This window comes from Enterobacter sp. kpr-6, from assembly GCF_900116015.1.
In the GTDB taxonomy this organism is placed as follows: domain Bacteria; phylum Pseudomonadota; class Gammaproteobacteria; order Enterobacterales; family Enterobacteriaceae; genus Enterobacter_D.
On sequence record NZ_FOYH01000001.1, the window covers coordinates 20454 to 36922 of the forward strand.

Sequence of the window (16469 nt, forward strand, 5' to 3'; positions counted from 1 at the left end):
CCCTGATGGAAGGCTGGCAGCGCGCTTTCGTTCTGCATAGTCGTCCCTGGAGCGAAACCAGCCTGATGCTGGACGTCTTCACGGAAGAGTCAGGTCGCGTGCGCCTTGTGGCTAAAGGCGCACGTTCCAAACGCTCCAGTCTCAAAGGCGCATTACAGCCTTTTACCCCCTTGCTGGTACGCTTTAGCGGCCGTGGTGAAGTCAAAACACTGCGCAGCGCTGAAGCCGTTTCGCTGGCGCTCCCCTTAAGCGGTATCACGCTCTACAGCGGTCTTTATATCAATGAACTGATTTCGCGCGTGCTGGAGCACGAGACGCGCTTTTCTGAGCTGTTCTTTGATTATCTTCACTGCATACAGGCGCTGGCGGGTGTGAGCGGATCGCCCGAACCGGTATTACGCCGCTTCGAGCTGGCCCTGCTTGGGCACTTAGGTTACGGCGTCGATTTTCTCAGCTGTGCCGGGAGCGGCGAGCCGGTGGAAGACAGCATGACCTATCGCTACCGTGAAGAAAAAGGCTTTATTGCCAGCGTGGTAATGGATAACCGCACCTTTACCGGACGCCATTTGCGCGCGCTCGCCGAGCGTCATTTTCCCGATCAGGATACGTTAAGAGCCGCGAAGCGCTTTACCCGCATGGCCTTAAAACCGTATCTTGGCGGTAAGCCGCTAAAGAGTCGGGAGCTGTTTCGCCAGTTTGTGCCGAAGCGTGCCCCCTCACCCTAGCCCTCTCCCCGTGGGAGAGGGAACCGATCGAGCGCGGGCTTGCCTTTCCCCTTCTCACGGGAAGAGGGCCGGGGTGAGGGGACTTGCCTTTCCCCCTCTCCCTTGGGGAGAGGGCAGGGGTGAGGGGAAAAAATCATAAAACTAAGATCTGAGGATTGTCATGGCTGAATTACTTTTAGGCGTCAATATCGATCACATCGCCACTCTGCGTAACGCGCGTGGCACGGCCTATCCTGACCCGGTGCAGGCGGCGTTTATTGCGGAGCAAGCCGGGGCGGATGGCATCACCGTGCACCTGCGCGAAGACCGTCGCCACATCACCGACCGCGACGTGAAAATCCTGCGTCAGACGCTCGATACCCGCATGAATCTCGAAATGGCTGTCACCGAAGAGATGCTGGCGATTGCGGTCGAAACCAAACCGCATTTTTGCTGCCTGGTGCCGGAAAAGCGTCAGGAAGTGACCACCGAAGGCGGGCTTGACGTTGCCGGACAGCGCGACAAAATGCGCGACGCCTGCCAGCGTCTGGCTGACGCCGGGATCCTGGTCTCACTGTTCATTGACGCCGATGAAGCGCAAATCCAGGCCGCCGCCGATGTAGGTGCGCCCTATATCGAAATTCACACCGGTTGCTACGCTGATGCTAAAGACGAAGCCGCTCAGGCAAAAGAGCTGGCGCGCATTGCCAACGCCGCGACCTTTGCCGCAAGCCTCGGACTTAAAGTGAACGCGGGCCACGGTCTGACCTATCACAACGTCAAAGCGATTGCCGCACTGCCGGAAATGCACGAGCTGAATATCGGTCACGCCATTATTGGTCGTGCGGTGATGAGCGGCCTGAAAGAGGCGGTGAGCGAGATGAAACGTCTGATGCAGGAAGCGCGTCGGTAATGGCGATTCTGGGATTAGGTACGGATATCGTCGAAATCGCCCGTATCGAAGCGGTGATTGCCCGCAGCGGCGATCGGCTGGCAAAGCGCGTGCTCAGTGAAAACGAGTGGGCGATCTGGGAGACGCACCAGCAGCCGGTGCGTTTTCTGGCGAAGCGCTTTGCGGTAAAAGAGGCGGCGGCGAAGGCGTTTGGCACCGGCATCCGCAACGGTCTGGCGTTTAATCAGTTTGAAGTGTTTAACGATGAACTGGGAAAACCCAGCCTGCGACTGTGGGGAGAGGCGCAGGCGCTGGCCCAGAGAATGGGCGTTCGGTCAATGCACGTTACGCTGGCCGATGAGCGCCACTACGCCTGTGCGACGGTCATCATCGAAAGCTAGATTTTATCGGCGTGGTGCATCAGCACAAATTTGTCCCAAAGCTGTTCGTTATTTTCGACATGTGCCGGATCCTTCAAAATCGTATTCGGGATCGGGCACACTTTCTGACACGTCGGCGTTTCATAATGGCCGACGCACTCCGTACAACGATCGCTGTTGATCTCATAAATGCTGTCGCCCATCGAAATGGCCTCGTTCGGACACTCCGGTTCGCACATATCGCAGTTTATGCATTTTTTGGTAATCAACAGCGCCATCAGGAAAATCTCAGAAGCAACACAAACAGGGCGGGCATTATACGCTCATTCCCTGTTCAGACCAGTTTTTTTACCAGTTGCTCGCTGTTGCGGATCCGCTCCGGCGCGTGCTCCAGATCCTGCTGCACCAGGGCCATAAACAGCAAATCAGTGAGCATCATCTGGGCGCTGGTGGAGGACATCGCCGCACTGCGCGTCGCCTGTTCTTCAGCGATGGTGTACAAACAATGGCTGGCCCGCTGTTGCAGCATATTGGGCGTAAACCCGGTGATCGCGAGGATCTTCCCGCCCACGCGGAAGGTTTCGTCTGCCGCCAGATTGATTTCGCGCCGCTCACCGGAATAAGAGATGGCCAGCAGCACATCGGCGGGATCCATCGCCTGCACGGTAGCGAGCAGGGCGTGCATATCCAGTTCCACTACCGCATTAAAGCCAATCTTCATCAGCTTCCAGCCAAAATTGCGTGCCACCAGCCCCGAAGCGCCGATCCCGGTCAGAATGATGCGCCGCGCATCGCGCAGTAACAGCACGCTCTCGCGCAGTTTATCTTCCGTATTCACATCAAGGGTCGCGTGCATCGCGCTGACATTATCCTTAATGAGCTTTTCCCCCACGATACGCAGCGAATCATTCGCGCAAATCTGATTATGCAGCGGCGCGGTATGGGGATTTTTATCGCTGGCCAGCGCTTCGCTGATCGCCAGCTTCAGCGCCGGAAAACCTTTAAAACCCAGTTTCTGGGAAAATTTCACCACGCTCGACTGGCTGACGCCAGCTTCGCTTGCCAGTTGCTGCGAACTGAGATGGCGGGCGACATCCGGCTGTGCCAGTAAAAAGTCCGCCAGTTTTCTATCGCTCTGCGCAAGTCCGGGGTAGCGCTGACGAATGCGCATCAAACAGTTCATGGGTTCTCCCAGGCCAAAATGTGACAACGATTGCAAAAACACATTCTGCTCGCATGAATGAATATTATATTCCATTATCGGGCAGTTAGGATGAATTAAAAATTCTTGAGGACTTATTATGAATCTTGGTGCACTTATTTCAGAAACGCGTAATTCCGACACGATGGATCTCGATGCTTTATCGACAATCGAGCTGGTTACCCGTTTTAATCAACAGGATACGCTGGTCGCCCTTGCAGTGAAAGAGACATTGCCGGAAGTTGCCAGAGCGGTTGATGCAGCGGCAACAGCGCTGCGAGCGGGCGGACGCATTATCTATATGGGCGCAGGCACCAGCGGGCGACTGGGCGTACTGGACGCCTCTGAATGCCCGCCGACGTTTGGCGTACCTCACGGTCTGGTGGTTGGGCTTATCGCAGGCGGCCCTGGCGCGCTGTTAAAAGCGGTCGAAGGGGCGGAAGACAACCCGCAACTGGGCGAAGAGGATCTCCACGCGCTTAACCTGACCAAAGACGATCTGGTCGTCGGCCTTGCCGCTTCTGGCCGCACGCCTTACGTCATTGGCGGGCTGCAATACGCCAGAAAAAGGGGCTGTACCACGGTCGCTATCTCCTGCAACCCCGGTTCACCGATTGCGCAGAACGCGGATATCGCCATCTCGCCGGTCGTCGGGCCAGAGGCGCTCACCGGCTCCACCCGCCTGAAATCCGGCACCGCGCAAAAGCTGGTGCTCAACATGATCTCCACCGGCGCAATGGTCAAGTTTGGCAAGGTCTACCAGAATCTGATGGTCGATATGAAAGCCACCAACGTTAAGCTGGTGGATCGCGCCTGCCGCATGGTGGTCGAAGCGACCGGGGCCGATCGCGCACAGGCGGAAGCTGTACTCAAACAGACCGACTTTGACGTCAAACCCGCCATTCTGATGATCCTCTCCGGGCTTGATGCCGCATCCGCACGGGCAAAACTTACTGCTCACCAGGGTTTTTTACGGGCTGCTTTAGAAAACTAACGAGGCGTGTATGGACAAAACAACGGCGCTTGCCAGCGACATTTTGCTGGGCATCGGCGGGCAGGAGAACATTCTGCGGCTGGAAAACTGCATGACGCGCGTGCGTGTAGAAGTGCGTGATGAACAACGGTTGGATATTGCTGCCCTGAAAAAACTGCCCGGCGTCAGCGGGTATGTGAAGCAGGGCGAGCAGCACCAGCTTATTGTCGGCCCCGGCAAGGCGGCACAGGTGGTGGACGCCATGAAATCCCTCATCGGCGGCGGGGCAGCGGCGGCGTTTGACGATATTGAACACAATAAAGCGCAGGCAAAAAGCCGCTACAAAGCGCCAATGAGCGACGCGCTGCGGATGCTCGCCAACGTCTTTATTCCGCTGATCCCGGCGTTTATAGCCTCGGGTCTCATCACCGGCATTATAAATATTCTTAAACGCCCGGATATCGTCGGTGATTTCGCCACCCACTATCCCAATATGCTCGGCCTGCTGGGGATTTTCGGCAGCGCCGTGTTTGCGATCATGAATATCCTCGTCGGCGTGAATACCGCGAAGGTATTCGGCGGCTCGCTGGCGATGGGCGGCGTGATGGCGGGGATTTTATCCAGCCCGCAACTTGCGCAGATCACTCTGTTTGGTGAAGCCCTGCAACCCGGTCGCGGCGGGGTCATTGCGGTACTGCTGGTGGTCGCGCTGATGTGCTGGATAGAAAAACGGTTTCGCACGCTGCTGCCGGGATCGCTTGAGCTGATCCTTAATCCGCTGCTGACCACGCTGATTACCGGCACGATTGCCATTGTCGTCCTGCAACCGCTGGGCGGGGTTATCTCAGAGGGCATCGCGCACGGCGCGTCATGGGCTATCGATCGCGGTGGTTTTCTGGTGGGCGCGGTCATGGCGGGCACGTTCCTGCCGCTGGTGTTGACCGGGTTGCATCAGGGGCTGGTGCCGATTCATGTTGAACTGGTGCAGGCGCACGGTTTTAACGCGCTGCTGCCGATACTGTCGATGGCCGGCGTCGGCCAGGTCGGCGCGGCGATTGCCGTTCTGATGAAAACCCGCAACGCCCGGCTGAAAAAACTGATTAAAGGCGCGCTGCCGGTCGGATTACTGGGCATAGGTGAGCCGCTGATTTTCGGCGTCACCCTGCCGTTGGGCAAGCCGTTTCTGGGGGCGTGTCTGGGCGGTGCCGTCGGCGGGGCGCTCATCAGCTACTGGAAAGTGGCCACGGTGATCACCTTCGGGATTTCCGGTTTACCGCTGGCATTAACGATTGTGACCGGAAAAGTCATGCTCTATCTGTTAGGCTATTTATTAGCGGTCATTGCCGGGTTCCTGTTTACCTGGCTTATGGGGTTCAACGATCCAGAGGAGTAAGGTTTGGCTAACGAGCGTCGTGTTGTCTTTTTTGATCTTGATGGAACACTCCATCAGCAGGATATGTTCGGTACTTTCCTGCGTTACGTGTTACGTCATCAGCCATTGAATGCACTGCTCGTCCTGCCGTTGCTTCCCGTCATCGGCGGCGCGTTACTGATTAAAGGGCGCGCCGCACGCTGGCCAATGAGTCTCCTGCTCTGGGCCTGCACCTGGGGTCACAGCGAAGCGCATCTCAAAGCGCTGGAGAAGAAGTTTGTGGCCTGGTTCCGCAGCCGGGTGACCGCCTTCCCGGTGGTGCAGGATCGGCTGACCAACTACCTGGCGGCCTCTGACGCCGACATCTGGCTGATCACCGGTTCACCGCAGCCACTGGTTGAGCAGGTCTATTTTGATACTCCGTGGCTGCCCCGCGTCAATCTTATCGCCAGCCAGATCCACCGTCGCTACGGCGGCTGGGTGCTCACCATGCGCTGCCTCGGCCACGAAAAAGTGGTGCAACTGGAGCGCAAAATCGGCACTCCGTTGCGTCTCTACAGCGGCTACAGCGACAGTAAGCAGGATAACCCGCTGCTCTATTTCTGCCAGCACCGCTGGCGCGTTACCCCGCGCGGCGAACTTCAGCAACTGGAATAATGCCGGGTACCGGGTATAATGCGCCCCGCTTTTATAACTGGAGTGCAAACCCGTGTCCGACGCTGAATTAACCCACGAATACTGGATGCGCCACGCGCTTACGCTTGCTCAGCGTGCCTGGGACGAAGGGGAAGTGCCGGTCGGCGCAGTGCTGGTACACAATAACCAGGTCATCGGCGAAGGCTGGAACCGGCCAATTGGTCACCACGATCCTACCGCGCACGCGGAAATTATGGCGCTGCGTCAGGGCGGTCTGGTGCTGCAAAATTACCGTCTGCTGGAAACCACCCTCTATGTCACTCTGGAGCCGTGCGTGATGTGCGCGGGCGCAATGGTGCACGGTCGCATCGGGCAACTGGTGTTTGGCGCGCGCGATGCCAAAACCGGGGCGGCCGGATCGCTAATCGACGTGCTGCACCATCCGGGAATGAATCACCGCGTGGAAATCACCGAAGGCGTTCTGCGCGACGAGTGCGCCGCGATGCTCAGCGACTTTTTCCGTATGCGCAGGCTGGAGAAAAAGGCGCTCAGGAAAAGCGCACCTTAGGCTTAAGGCGCTCTGTCCGGGTCTAAGGGAAACAAAAAATTGGGCCGCGCCAGCGCGTCCTGCGGTGCAAAGGCGCTGAAGGGCAGGATGCGGGGCGATGCCGCGGGTTGATCCAGTTCATCCGGCGCGACCACCGGATAGCTCTGCGCCAGACGTAACGCCTGCGCCGCGTTTTTTTCCTTCTCCGCCAGATATCCCACCAGGCTTATCTGATACTTACGGATATTTTCCACATAAGCGTAGGCTTCATGGCCGCGCGCGTAGCCGTAGGTCAGCTTGCTGTACCAGGGCTTCTGGCTGAGCATAGGCAGCCGCTGTTTTACATCTGACCAGCTATCCGGGTTGCCTTTGGTTTTGGCGGTCAGCGCCCGCGCGTCGAGCATATGCGCATAGCCCATATTGTAGGCTGCCAGCGCAAACCAGATCCGTTCCTCTTCCGGCACGGTCTCCGGCACTTTTTCCATCATATCCTGCAAGTAGCGCGCGCCGCCGCTGATGCTCTGCTCCGCATCGGTGCGATCGCTCAGGCCCAGACTTTGCGCGGTATTGCGGGTCAGCATCATCAGCCCGCGCACCCCGGTTGGCGATGTCGCCTGGGTATCCCAGTGAGATTCCTGATACGAGATCGCCGCCAGCAAACGCCAGTCGATCGCCTCGGCATACTTCTCAAACAGTGGTTGCAGATCGGGTAACACGTTGTCTACCGCCCGCAGGAAGGAGCGCGTATCGACATAATCAAACCCGTCGCCGTGGCCGAGATATTTCTCTTCCAGACGCGCCAGCGTGCCGTCTTCATTGATATCGTTGAAGAAATCGAGCATCGCGGCCGACAGGGTGTTATCGCTGTCTTTCTGTGTAAACCAGGTGACGGGCTGCTCGTCGGAGATATCCAGCGCCACCGCCAGCTCCGGGTGAACACGCTGAAACAGGCTAATCGCCACGGAATCGGCAATGGTGTAGGGGAGTTTTCCCTCGGCCACCAGCCCAAGAAGCGCATTGGTGCCGAGCTTTTCATCTACCTTCCAGCCCAAATCGGGATACTTTTTTTCTTTCAGCAGACGCAGATCGTCGATAGCCACATGGCCGGGCGCGACGGTTAATTGCGAGGCATCGACCGTGGCCAGCGTACGCGGGCGGTAGCTGCCGACGCGGTAGACCAGTTGTTGTGAGACAGAGTAGTAAATGGGGCCAGCCTGATAATGACGGACGCGCTCGCTGTTATAGACCAGACCGGCGGCCAGCATATCGGCGTTGTCATGATCGAGATCGTCGAACAACTGGCTGATGTTCTGGCGGACGGTGATTTTAAGCGTGACGCCGAGGTAATCCGCGAAGTGCCGGGCCAGTTCGTAATCGAGACCGTAAGGCTTGCCATCCACCGAAGACAGGGTGAGCGGCGAGGCGATGGTGCTGACGCGCAGTTCTCCGCGCGCCTGAATGGCGGCGATGCGGTTTTCGGCTTTACCGAACCAGGGAACAGAAGGCCATAAGGCCGCTGCCAGCAGCAGGGTGACAATGCCGATAAGCAGATAATTAAGCTTTAATTTTTTCAATTAGTTAATTCTCTGCGTCGTGCGGGGCCTCAGCCTGTGATTGCCATAACTACGATAAATGTCTGCCATTGGTTGAGCGGCATTTTGCTTAACAATAAGATAGTTGGCAACCAATTAGAGAGACAGGTCCCATCAATTAAGAAAATATGAGCTGATTTTATTTCCACGCAAACGGTTTCGTCGGCGCTCAGGATTCTCTATAATGACGCCCGTTTTCCCCCTTGCGCACACTTAACGCGTCGCGACGCTCTAAAGACGAGAGACTTATGATGGAAATTCTGCGTGGTTCGCCTGCCCTGTCTGCCTTCCGTATCAACAAATTGCTGGCACGTTTTCAGGCGGCTGACCTGCCTGTAAGCAACATTTACGCTGAGTATGTCCATTTTGCTGACCTGAAAGACGGTTTAAACGACGAAGAGAGTACGCGACTGGCGCGTCTGCTGAAGTACGGTCCGAATCTCAGCAGCCACACCCCGGCAGGCAAACTTCTGCTTGTGACCCCGCGTCCCGGTACCATCTCCCCGTGGTCTTCCAAAGCCACTGATATCGCTCATAACTGTGACCTGGCGAAAGTGAATCGCCTGGAGCGCGGTGTGGCGTATTACGTCGAAGCGTCCACGCTGACGGATGAACAGTGGCAGCGCGTTGCCGCAGAGCTTCACGACCGCATGATGGAAAGCGTATTTTTCTCAACCGACGAGGCCGAATGCCTGTTTGCGCATCATCAGCCAACGCCTGTCACCAGCGTTGACGTGCAGGGGCAGGGCCGTCAGGCGCTTATCGACGCCAACCTGCGTCTGGGCCTGGCGCTTGCAGAAGACGAAATTGACTATCTGTTCGATGCCTTTACCCGTCTGGGCCGCAACCCGAACGACATCGAGCTTTATATGTTTGCGCAGGCCAACTCCGAGCACTGCCGCCACAAAATTTTTAACGCCGACTGGGTGATCGACGGCGAACAGCAGCCGAAGTCGCTGTTTAAAATGATCAAGAACACCTTTGCCCAGACCCCGGATCACGTGCTGTCCGCGTATAAAGACAACGCCGCCGTGATGGAAGGTTCAGAGGTGGGGCGTTTTTACGCCAGCCATAAAGAAGGGCGTTACGATTTCCATCAGGAGCCGACCCACATCCTGATGAAAGTGGAAACCCACAACCACCCGACGGCGATTTCTCCGTGGCCGGGTGCGGCGACCGGTTCCGGCGGTGAGATCCGTGATGAAGGTGCAACCGGACGCGGCGCGAAGCCGAAAGCCGGTCTGGTCGGTTTCTCCGTCTCCAACCTGCGCATTCCAGGCTTTGAACAGCCGTGGGAAGAAGATTTCGGCAAGCCGGATCGCATCGTCACCGCGCTGGATATCATGACCGACGGCCCGCTCGGCGGCGCGGCGTTTAACAACGAATTTGGTCGCCCGGCGCTGAACGGCTATTTCCGTACCTATGAAGAAAAAGTAAACAGCCATAACGGTGAAGAGCTGCGCGGCTACCACAAGCCGATCATGCTGGCTGGCGGCATCGGCAACGTCCGCGCCGATCACGTGCAGAAAGGCGAGATCGTTGTTGGCGCGAAGCTGATCGTACTCGGCGGCCCGGCGATGAATATCGGTCTGGGCGGCGGGGCGGCGTCATCAATGGCGTCCGGCCAGTCTGACGCGGATCTCGATTTCGCCTCCGTCCAGCGCGATAACCCGGAAATGGAGCGCCGTTGCCAGGAAGTGATCGACCGCTGCTGGCAGCTTGGCGAGGCTAACCCGATTCTGTTTATTCACGACGTCGGCGCGGGCGGTTTATCTAACGCCATGCCGGAACTGGTGAGTGACGGCGGGCGCGGCGGGCGTTTCGACCTGCGTAAAATCCTCAGCGACGAGCCGGGCATGAGCCCGCTGGAAATCTGGTGTAACGAATCTCAGGAACGTTACGTGCTGGCAGTTGCCGCTGACCAGCTGCCGCTGTTTGATGAACTGTGCCGCCGCGAGCGCGCACCGTATGCGGTGATCGGGGATGCCACCGAAGAACAACATTTAAGCCTGAGCGACAGCCATTTTGACAACCAGCCGATCGATCTGCCGCTGGACGTGCTGCTGGGCAAAACGCCAAAAATGACCCGCGATGTAGAAACGCGCAAAGCCGCAGGCGAGGCGATTGACCGTCAGGCGATCACCGTTGCTGACGCGGTCAACCGCGTGCTGCATCTCCCGGCAGTGGCTGAAAAAACCTTCCTCGTCACCATCGGTGACCGCACGGTGACCGGCATGGTCGCCCGCGATCAGATGGTCGGCCCGTGGCAGATCCCGGTGGCGAACTGCGCGGTGACCACCGCCAGCCTCGATAGCTACTACGGTGAAGCGATGTCGCTGGGTGAACGCGCGCCGGTGGCGCTGCTGGACTTCGCGGCTTCCGCCCGTCTTGCGGTCGGTGAAGCGCTGACCAACATCGCCGCCACGCAGATTGGCGATATCAAGCGCATTAAACTCTCCGCTAACTGGATGGCGGCGGCAGGGCACCCTGGCGAAGATGCCGGTCTGTATGAAGCGGTGAAAGCGGTGGGCGAAGAGCTGTGTCCGGCGCTCGGCCTGACGATCCCGGTCGGCAAAGATTCCATGTCGATGAAAACCCGCTGGCAGGAAGGCCACGAGCAGCGCGAAATGACTTCGCCGCTGTCGCTGGTGATTACCGCCTTTGCCCGCGTGGAAGATGTGCGCCAGACCATCACCCCGCAACTCTCTACAGATGACAACGCCCTGCTGTTGATTGATTTGGGTAAAGGCCATAACGCGCTCGGCGCAACGGCGCTGACCCAGGTTTACCGTCAGCTTGGCGACAAACCGGCAGACGTGCGTGATGTGGCGCAGTTGAAAGGTTTCTATGATGCGATTCAGGCGCTGGTGGCAGCACGTCAACTGCTGGCCTACCACGACCGTTCCGATGGCGGCCTGCTGGTGACGCTGGCAGAGATGGCCTTCACCGGTCACTGCGGCGTGGAAGCGGATATTGCGACCCTCGGCGACGATCGCCTGGCCGCGCTGTTTAACGAAGAGCTGGGCGCGGTGATTCAGGTGCGTGCGGCGGATCGTGAAGCGGTGGAAAATATCCTCAGCGCGCACGGACTGGCGGATTGCGTTCACTATCTGGGTAAAGCCGTCGCGGGCGATCGCTTTGTGATTGAAGCGGACGGCAAGCCGGTGTACAGCGAAAGCCGTACCGCCCTGCGTACCTGGTGGGCGGAAACCACCTGGCAGATGCAGCGTCTGCGTGACAACCCGGAATGTGCCGATCAGGAGCACGAGGCGAAGACCCAGGATGCCGATCCAGGTCTGAACGTGAAGCTCTCTTTCGACATTAACGAAGATGTGGCTGCGCCTTACATTGCGACCGGCGCGCGGCCGAAAGTGGCCGTGCTGCGTGAGCAGGGCGTTAACTCCCACGTTGAGATGGCGGCAGCCTTCCACCGTGCGGGCTTTGACGCCATCGATGTGCACATGAGCGATCTGCTGGCAGGACGCACCGGGCTGGAAGATTTCCAGGCGCTGGTGGCCTGCGGCGGCTTCTCGTACGGCGACGTGTTAGGCGCGGGCGAGGGCTGGGCGAAATCCATTCTGTTCAACAACCGTGTGCGCGATGAGTTTGAAACCTTCTTCCACCGCCCGCAAACGCTGGCGCTGGGCGTCTGCAACGGCTGCCAGATGATGTCAAATCTGCGCGAAGTGATCCCCGGCAGTGACCTGTGGCCGCGCTTTGTGCGCAACCACTCTGACCGCTTCGAAGCGCGTTTCAGTCTGGTGGAAGTGACCCAGAGCCCGTCGCTGCTGTTGCAGGGCATGGTCGGTTCTCATATGCCGATTGCGGTGTCTCACGGCGAAGGCCGCGTGGAAGTGCGTGACGATGCGCATCTGGCCCAGCTTGAAAGCAAAGGCCTGGTGGCGCTGCGTTATATCGATAACAGCGGGAAGGTGACAGAACGCTATCCGGCGAACCCGAACGGCTCACCGAACGGGATCACGGCGGTGACCTCGGAAAACGGTCGCGTTACGCTGATGATGCCGCACCCGGAGCGCGTGTTCCGTACCGTCAGCAACTCCTGGCACCCGGAAAACTGGGGCGAGGACAGCCCATGGATGCGTATCTTCCGTAACGCCCGTAAGCAGTTGGGCTAATGCATAACGCCCTGTGTCGGTAATTTGCGACACAGGGCGTTATTCGGTGTCGCCATTTGGCGACATTTAACTAGCTGAATTTAATGGATTATTATTTTTAGTTAGCAGGCTGTTGTTTTTTAGCGACACTCAGGCCAAAAAACAGGCAAAGCGTGCATCCGTCACAAAAATAATAATCCATTAGAAATCAATAGATAAAACATATGTGCTATACATTGGCATAACTTGTGCATATAATTACTCAGTGGCTCATTCACCCTCTTATGTCAGCCCCCTCACGGGAAGCGCTACATAAACCTGGAATGACGCACAAAAAGGTGCCTGCCGTCCAACTTCTGATCATAGCGCTGCTATTTCAGGCCCCGGGCGAAACGTCGAGTAAGGCACCGCCTAATTCAATACAACAAAGCCGGGCTTATCCCCGGCTTTGTTGTTTCTGACGCTTTCCTCAGTTAGCATCCAGTTAACTTCCCGCCACGAGATGAATGCGTTGAAACGCTGGCCCGTATTTCCCCGTTCTCTGCGTCAACTGGTCATGATGGCCTTTCTGCTGATCCTGCTGCCGCTGCTCGTGCTGGCCTGGCAGGCGTGGCAAAGTCTTAACGCCCTGAGCGCGCAGGCCGCCCAGACCAACCGCACCACGCTGATTGATGCCCGCCGCAGCGAAGCGATGACCAACGCCGCGCTGGAGATGGAGCGCAGCTATCGCCAGTATTGCGTGCTCGACGATCCCACGCTCGCCCGCGTCTATCAAAGCCAGCGCAAGCGCTACAGCGAAATGCTCGACGCCCACGCGGGCGTCTTACCGGACGACAAACTCTACCTGGCGCTGCGCCAGGATCTCAACGACTTAGCCCAGCTACAGTGCCGTAACAGTGGGCCGGGCGAGGCGGCGTCGGCTCGGCTTGAGGCTTTTGCGGCCGCCAATACCGAAATGGTGCAAACCACCCGCGCGGTGGTGTTCTCGCGCGGACAGCAGTTGCAGCAGGAGATCGCCGAGCGCGGCCAGTTCTTTGGCTGGCAGGCGCTGGTGCTGTTTCTGGTAAGCCTGGGGCTGGTGCTGCTCTTTACCCGCATGATCATCGGCCCGGTCAAAGGCATTGAGCGAATGATTAACCGGCTGGGAGAAGGGCGGCCGCTGGGCAACAGCGTGGTGTTCAAAGGCCCGCGCGAATTGCGATCGGTGGGCGAGCGTATTATCTGGCTGAGCGAACGTCTTTCCTGGCTGGAGTCCCAGCGCCACCAGTTTTTACGCCACATCTCCCATGAGCTAAAAACGCCCCTCGCCAGCATGCGCGAAGGCACCGAACTGCTCGCCGATCAGGTCGTCGGACCGCTAACGCCGGAACAAAAAGAGGTGGTGGAGATCCTCGATGACAGCAGCCGTAATCTGCAAAAATTGATTGAGCAACTGCTCGACTACAACCGCAAGCTGGCTGACGGCGCGGTGGAGCTGGAAACCGTGGAGATCGAACCGCTGGTCGAGATGGTGCTCTCGGCACACAGTTTACCGGCACGGGCTAAAATAATGCATACCGAGGTGTCGCTGCCTGCGAAAACCTGCCTCGCGGAACCGATGCTGTTGATGAGCGTGCTGGATAATCTCTATTCGAACGCGGTGCACTATGGTGCTGAATCCGGTACCATTTATATTCGCAGCTACGCTTATGGTTCAACGCTACGTATTGAGGTGGCGAATACGGGCACGCCGATCCCGGAAGCGGAACAGGATATGATCTTTGAACCCTTCTTTCAGGGAAGCCATCAGCGAAAAGGAGCGGTAAAGGGCAGCGGGCTTGGACTGAGTATCGCCCGCGACTGCATTCGCCGTATGCGAGGTGAGCTGCACCTGGTCACCGAGAGTCAGTCGGACGTTTGTTTCCGCATTGAGCTACCACTTAGTGCGCCGGAAAAACCCATAAAATGAATCTAAATCTGGTGAGTATGTCGTACATGTTTACTCGCGTCGTGAGCGCGATTTCGCCCTCACGCCTTTTGCGTGCAGGATTGCCTTGTCTGGTGCTGACAGGCTGTATGACTCAGGCCCCCGAAAGCGCTATTAATGGAAAAACAACAGAGAAACTTCCTCAACATCAGGTGGCGGATTTTCTCTCCACGGACTGCAACGATATCTGGTCGCTGTACGGTAAACAGGTCGAAACCAACCCCTTGTACTGGCTAAGAGGAATGGACTGCGCCGAGCGTCTGGCTCCTGCCGTTGCCCGTGCGCAGGCGCGAAGTTGGCCGGATGACACCTGGCAGGACACCTTCAAGCGCGGCATTTTGCTGGCCAGCGCCAAAATCTCCCCGGTTGAACGCCGCCAGTATATGACCCGCCTCGACGCATTAAGCCCGCAGTTGCCGGTGCAAATCCGTGCTCTGTTCCAGGTCTGGCGCGACGGTCAGACCCTGCAACTGCAACTGGCGGAAGAACGTTCACGCTACAGCAAACTGCAACAATCGGCGGACAGCGAACTGGATACCCTGCGTTCGCAGCAGCAATATTTGCGCGATCAGCTTGAGACCACCTCGCGCAAACTGGAAAACCTGACGGACATTGAACGCCGGATGTCAACGCGCAAACCGGTCGGCAGCGATCTGCCGGAAGGTGGACGCCAGGCCGCGCCCGACGTGAAACAAGAGGAAGCCAAACCATGACGAGCCGTAAGCCTGCCCAGCTTTTACTGGTGGATGACGATCCGGGATTGCTCAAACTGCTCGGGCTGCGCCTGACCAGCGAAGGCTACGGCGTGGTGACGGCGGAAAGCGGTCAGGAAGGGTTGCGCGTTCTGGCACGTGAAAAAATCGACCTGGTGATAAGCGATCTGCGGATGGACGAAATGGACGGCATGCAGCTTTTTGCCGAAATCCAGCGCCAGCAGCCCGGTATGCCGGTGATTATCCTGACGGCGCACGGCTCCATTCCCGATGCGGTTGCCGCCACCCAGCAGGGTGTTTTCAGCTTTTTGACCAAGCCGGTGGATAAAGACGCGCTCTATAAAGCCATCGACGACGCGCTGGAGCATTCAGCCCCCGCCGGGGATGACCGCTGGCGGGAAAGCATTGTCACCCGCAGCCCGCTAATGCTGCGGCTGCTGGAGCAGGCACGGATGGTGGCGCAATCAGACGTGAGCGTGCTGATTAATGGCCAGAGCGGAACCGGGAAAGAGATCCTGGCCCAGGCGATCCACACCGCCAGTCCGCGCAGCAAAAACGCGTTTATTGCCATCAACTGCGGCGCACTGCCGGAGCAGTTGCTTGAATCCGAACTGTTTGGTCACGCGCGCGGCGCTTTTACCGGCGCGGTGAGCAGCCGGGAAGGGCTGTTTCAGGCCGCCGAGGGCGGGACGCTGTTTCTGGATGAAATCGGCGACATGCCGATCCCGTTGCAGGTGAAATTGCTGCGCGTATTGCAGGAACGTAAAGTGCGCCCGCTCGGCAGCAACCGCGACATTGATATCAACGTGCGGATCATCTCCGCCACCCACCGCGATTTACCAAAAGCGATGGCGCGTGGTGAGTTTCGCGAAGATCTCTTTTACCGCCTTAACGTGGTCAGCCTGAAGCTCCCGGCGCTGGCAGAACGCGCCGAAGATATCCCCCTGCTGGCGAACCATCTTCTGCGCCAGTCGGCAGATCGCCACAAACCGTTCGTGCGCGCGTTTTCCACCGACGCCATGAAGCGCCTGATGACCGCAAGCTGGCCGGGTAACGTGCGCCAGCTGGTGAACGTGATCGAACAGTGCGTGGCGCTGACCTCATCCCCGGTGATCAGCGACGCGCTGGTGGAGCAGGCGCTGGAAGGGGAAAACACCGCGCTGCCGACCTTTGCCGAGGCGCGAAACCAGTTCGAATTAAACTATTTGCGTAAACTTTTGCAGATCACCAAAGGCAACGTCACCCACGCCGCGCGGATGGCGGGGCGCAATCGCACCGAGTTTTATAAACTGCTCTCGCGCCATGAACTGGAAGCGAACGACTTTAAAGAGTAAGCCGCAAAATCACGATGAATATGCTACTGTGGGCAATCGATTAC

The 16469-nt window shown here is 58.0% G+C and carries 13 protein-coding genes and 1 pseudogene; 11 read left to right on the forward strand and 3 right to left on the reverse strand.

Annotation, left to right across the window (positions count from 1 at the left end; genetic code table 11):
* Positions 1 to 5 precede the first annotated feature (5 nt).
* The 3 genes from recO to acpS all read left to right on the forward strand — a co-directional run bounded on the left by recO (position 6) and on the right by acpS (position 1997).
* Entirely contained in the window at positions 6 to 725 is a 720-nt protein-coding gene (gene recO / locus BM373_RS00115) for a DNA repair protein RecO (RefSeq protein ID WP_090458060.1), read from the forward strand.
* Between the two features lie 160 nt (positions 726 to 885).
* The gene (gene pdxJ / locus BM373_RS00120) at positions 886 to 1617 is read left to right on the forward strand and encodes a pyridoxine 5'-phosphate synthase (protein WP_090458061.1); all 732 of its coding nucleotides are present in this window, start codon (positions 886 to 888) and stop codon (positions 1615 to 1617) included.
* The gene (acpS, locus tag BM373_RS00125; RefSeq protein WP_090458063.1) at positions 1617 to 1997 is read left to right on the forward strand and encodes a holo-ACP synthase; all 381 of its coding nucleotides are present in this window, start codon (positions 1617 to 1619) and stop codon (positions 1995 to 1997) included. The genes pdxJ and acpS overlap by 1 nt, the downstream gene beginning before the upstream one ends.
* On the opposite strand, the gene BM373_RS00130 is transcribed toward acpS, so the two are convergent.
* Positions 1994 to 2254 (reverse strand): YfhL family 4Fe-4S dicluster ferredoxin, encoded by a 261-nt coding sequence (locus tag BM373_RS00130; RefSeq protein WP_090458067.1) that lies wholly within the window; start codon positions 2252 to 2254, stop codon positions 1994 to 1996. The genes acpS and BM373_RS00130 overlap by 4 nt on opposite strands.
* A gap of 56 nt (positions 2255 to 2310) precedes the next feature.
* The gene (locus BM373_RS00135; protein ID WP_090458069.1) at positions 2311 to 3159 is read right to left on the reverse strand and encodes a MurR/RpiR family transcriptional regulator; all 849 of its coding nucleotides are present in this window, start codon (positions 3157 to 3159) and stop codon (positions 2311 to 2313) included.
* Positions 3160 to 3277: 118 nt separating this feature from the next.
* Here BM373_RS00135 and murQ point away from each other — a divergent pair, with 118 nt between their 5' ends.
* From murQ to tadA, 4 genes and pseudogenes are all read left to right on the forward strand, one after another.
* Positions 3278 to 4171 (forward strand): N-acetylmuramic acid 6-phosphate etherase, encoded by an 894-nt coding sequence (gene murQ, locus BM373_RS00140; RefSeq protein WP_090458071.1) that lies wholly within the window; start codon positions 3278 to 3280, stop codon positions 4169 to 4171.
* Between the two features lie 10 nt (positions 4172 to 4181).
* Positions 4182 to 5543, forward strand: coding sequence for a PTS transporter subunit EIIC (locus tag BM373_RS00145; protein WP_090458073.1), 1362 nt, complete (start codon positions 4182 to 4184; stop codon positions 5541 to 5543).
* A gap of 63 nt (positions 5544 to 5606) precedes the next feature.
* Entirely contained in the window at positions 5607 to 6179 is a 573-nt protein-coding gene (gene yfhb / locus BM373_RS00150) for a phosphatidylglycerophosphatase C (RefSeq protein ID WP_256214557.1), read from the forward strand.
* An 18-nt stretch (positions 6180 to 6197) separates the two neighbouring features.
* Positions 6198 to 6726: pseudogene (tadA, locus tag BM373_RS00155) on the forward strand (tRNA adenosine(34) deaminase TadA).
* A 2-nt stretch (positions 6727 to 6728) separates the two neighbouring features.
* Here the strand turns inward: tadA and mltF are convergent.
* Positions 6729 to 8279: a membrane-bound lytic murein transglycosylase MltF gene (mltF, locus tag BM373_RS00160; protein ID WP_090458080.1), complete on the reverse strand. Its 1551-nt coding sequence runs from the start codon at positions 8277 to 8279 to the stop codon at positions 6729 to 6731.
* 266 nt (positions 8280 to 8545) lie between these two features.
* Here mltF and purL point away from each other — a divergent pair, with 266 nt between their 5' ends.
* The 4 genes from purL to glrR all read left to right on the forward strand — a co-directional run bounded on the left by purL (position 8546) and on the right by glrR (position 16425).
* The gene (purL, locus tag BM373_RS00165; protein WP_090458082.1) at positions 8546 to 12433 is read left to right on the forward strand and encodes a phosphoribosylformylglycinamidine synthase; all 3888 of its coding nucleotides are present in this window, start codon (positions 8546 to 8548) and stop codon (positions 12431 to 12433) included.
* 490 nt (positions 12434 to 12923) lie between these two features.
* Positions 12924 to 14360: a two component system sensor histidine kinase QseE/GlrK gene (gene qseE, locus BM373_RS00170; protein WP_090459929.1), complete on the forward strand. Its 1437-nt coding sequence runs from the start codon at positions 12924 to 12926 to the stop codon at positions 14358 to 14360.
* A complete protein-coding gene (gene qseG, locus BM373_RS00175) occupies positions 14357 to 15091 on the forward strand; it encodes a two-component system QseEF-associated lipoprotein QseG (protein ID WP_090458084.1) in 735 nt (244 codons plus the stop codon). Before qseE ends, qseG begins: the two co-directional genes overlap by 4 nt.
* Positions 15088 to 16425 (forward strand): two-component system response regulator GlrR, encoded by a 1338-nt coding sequence (gene glrR, locus BM373_RS00180; RefSeq protein WP_090458086.1) that lies wholly within the window; start codon positions 15088 to 15090, stop codon positions 16423 to 16425. Before qseG ends, glrR begins: the two co-directional genes overlap by 4 nt.
* Positions 16426 to 16469 lie beyond the last annotated feature (44 nt).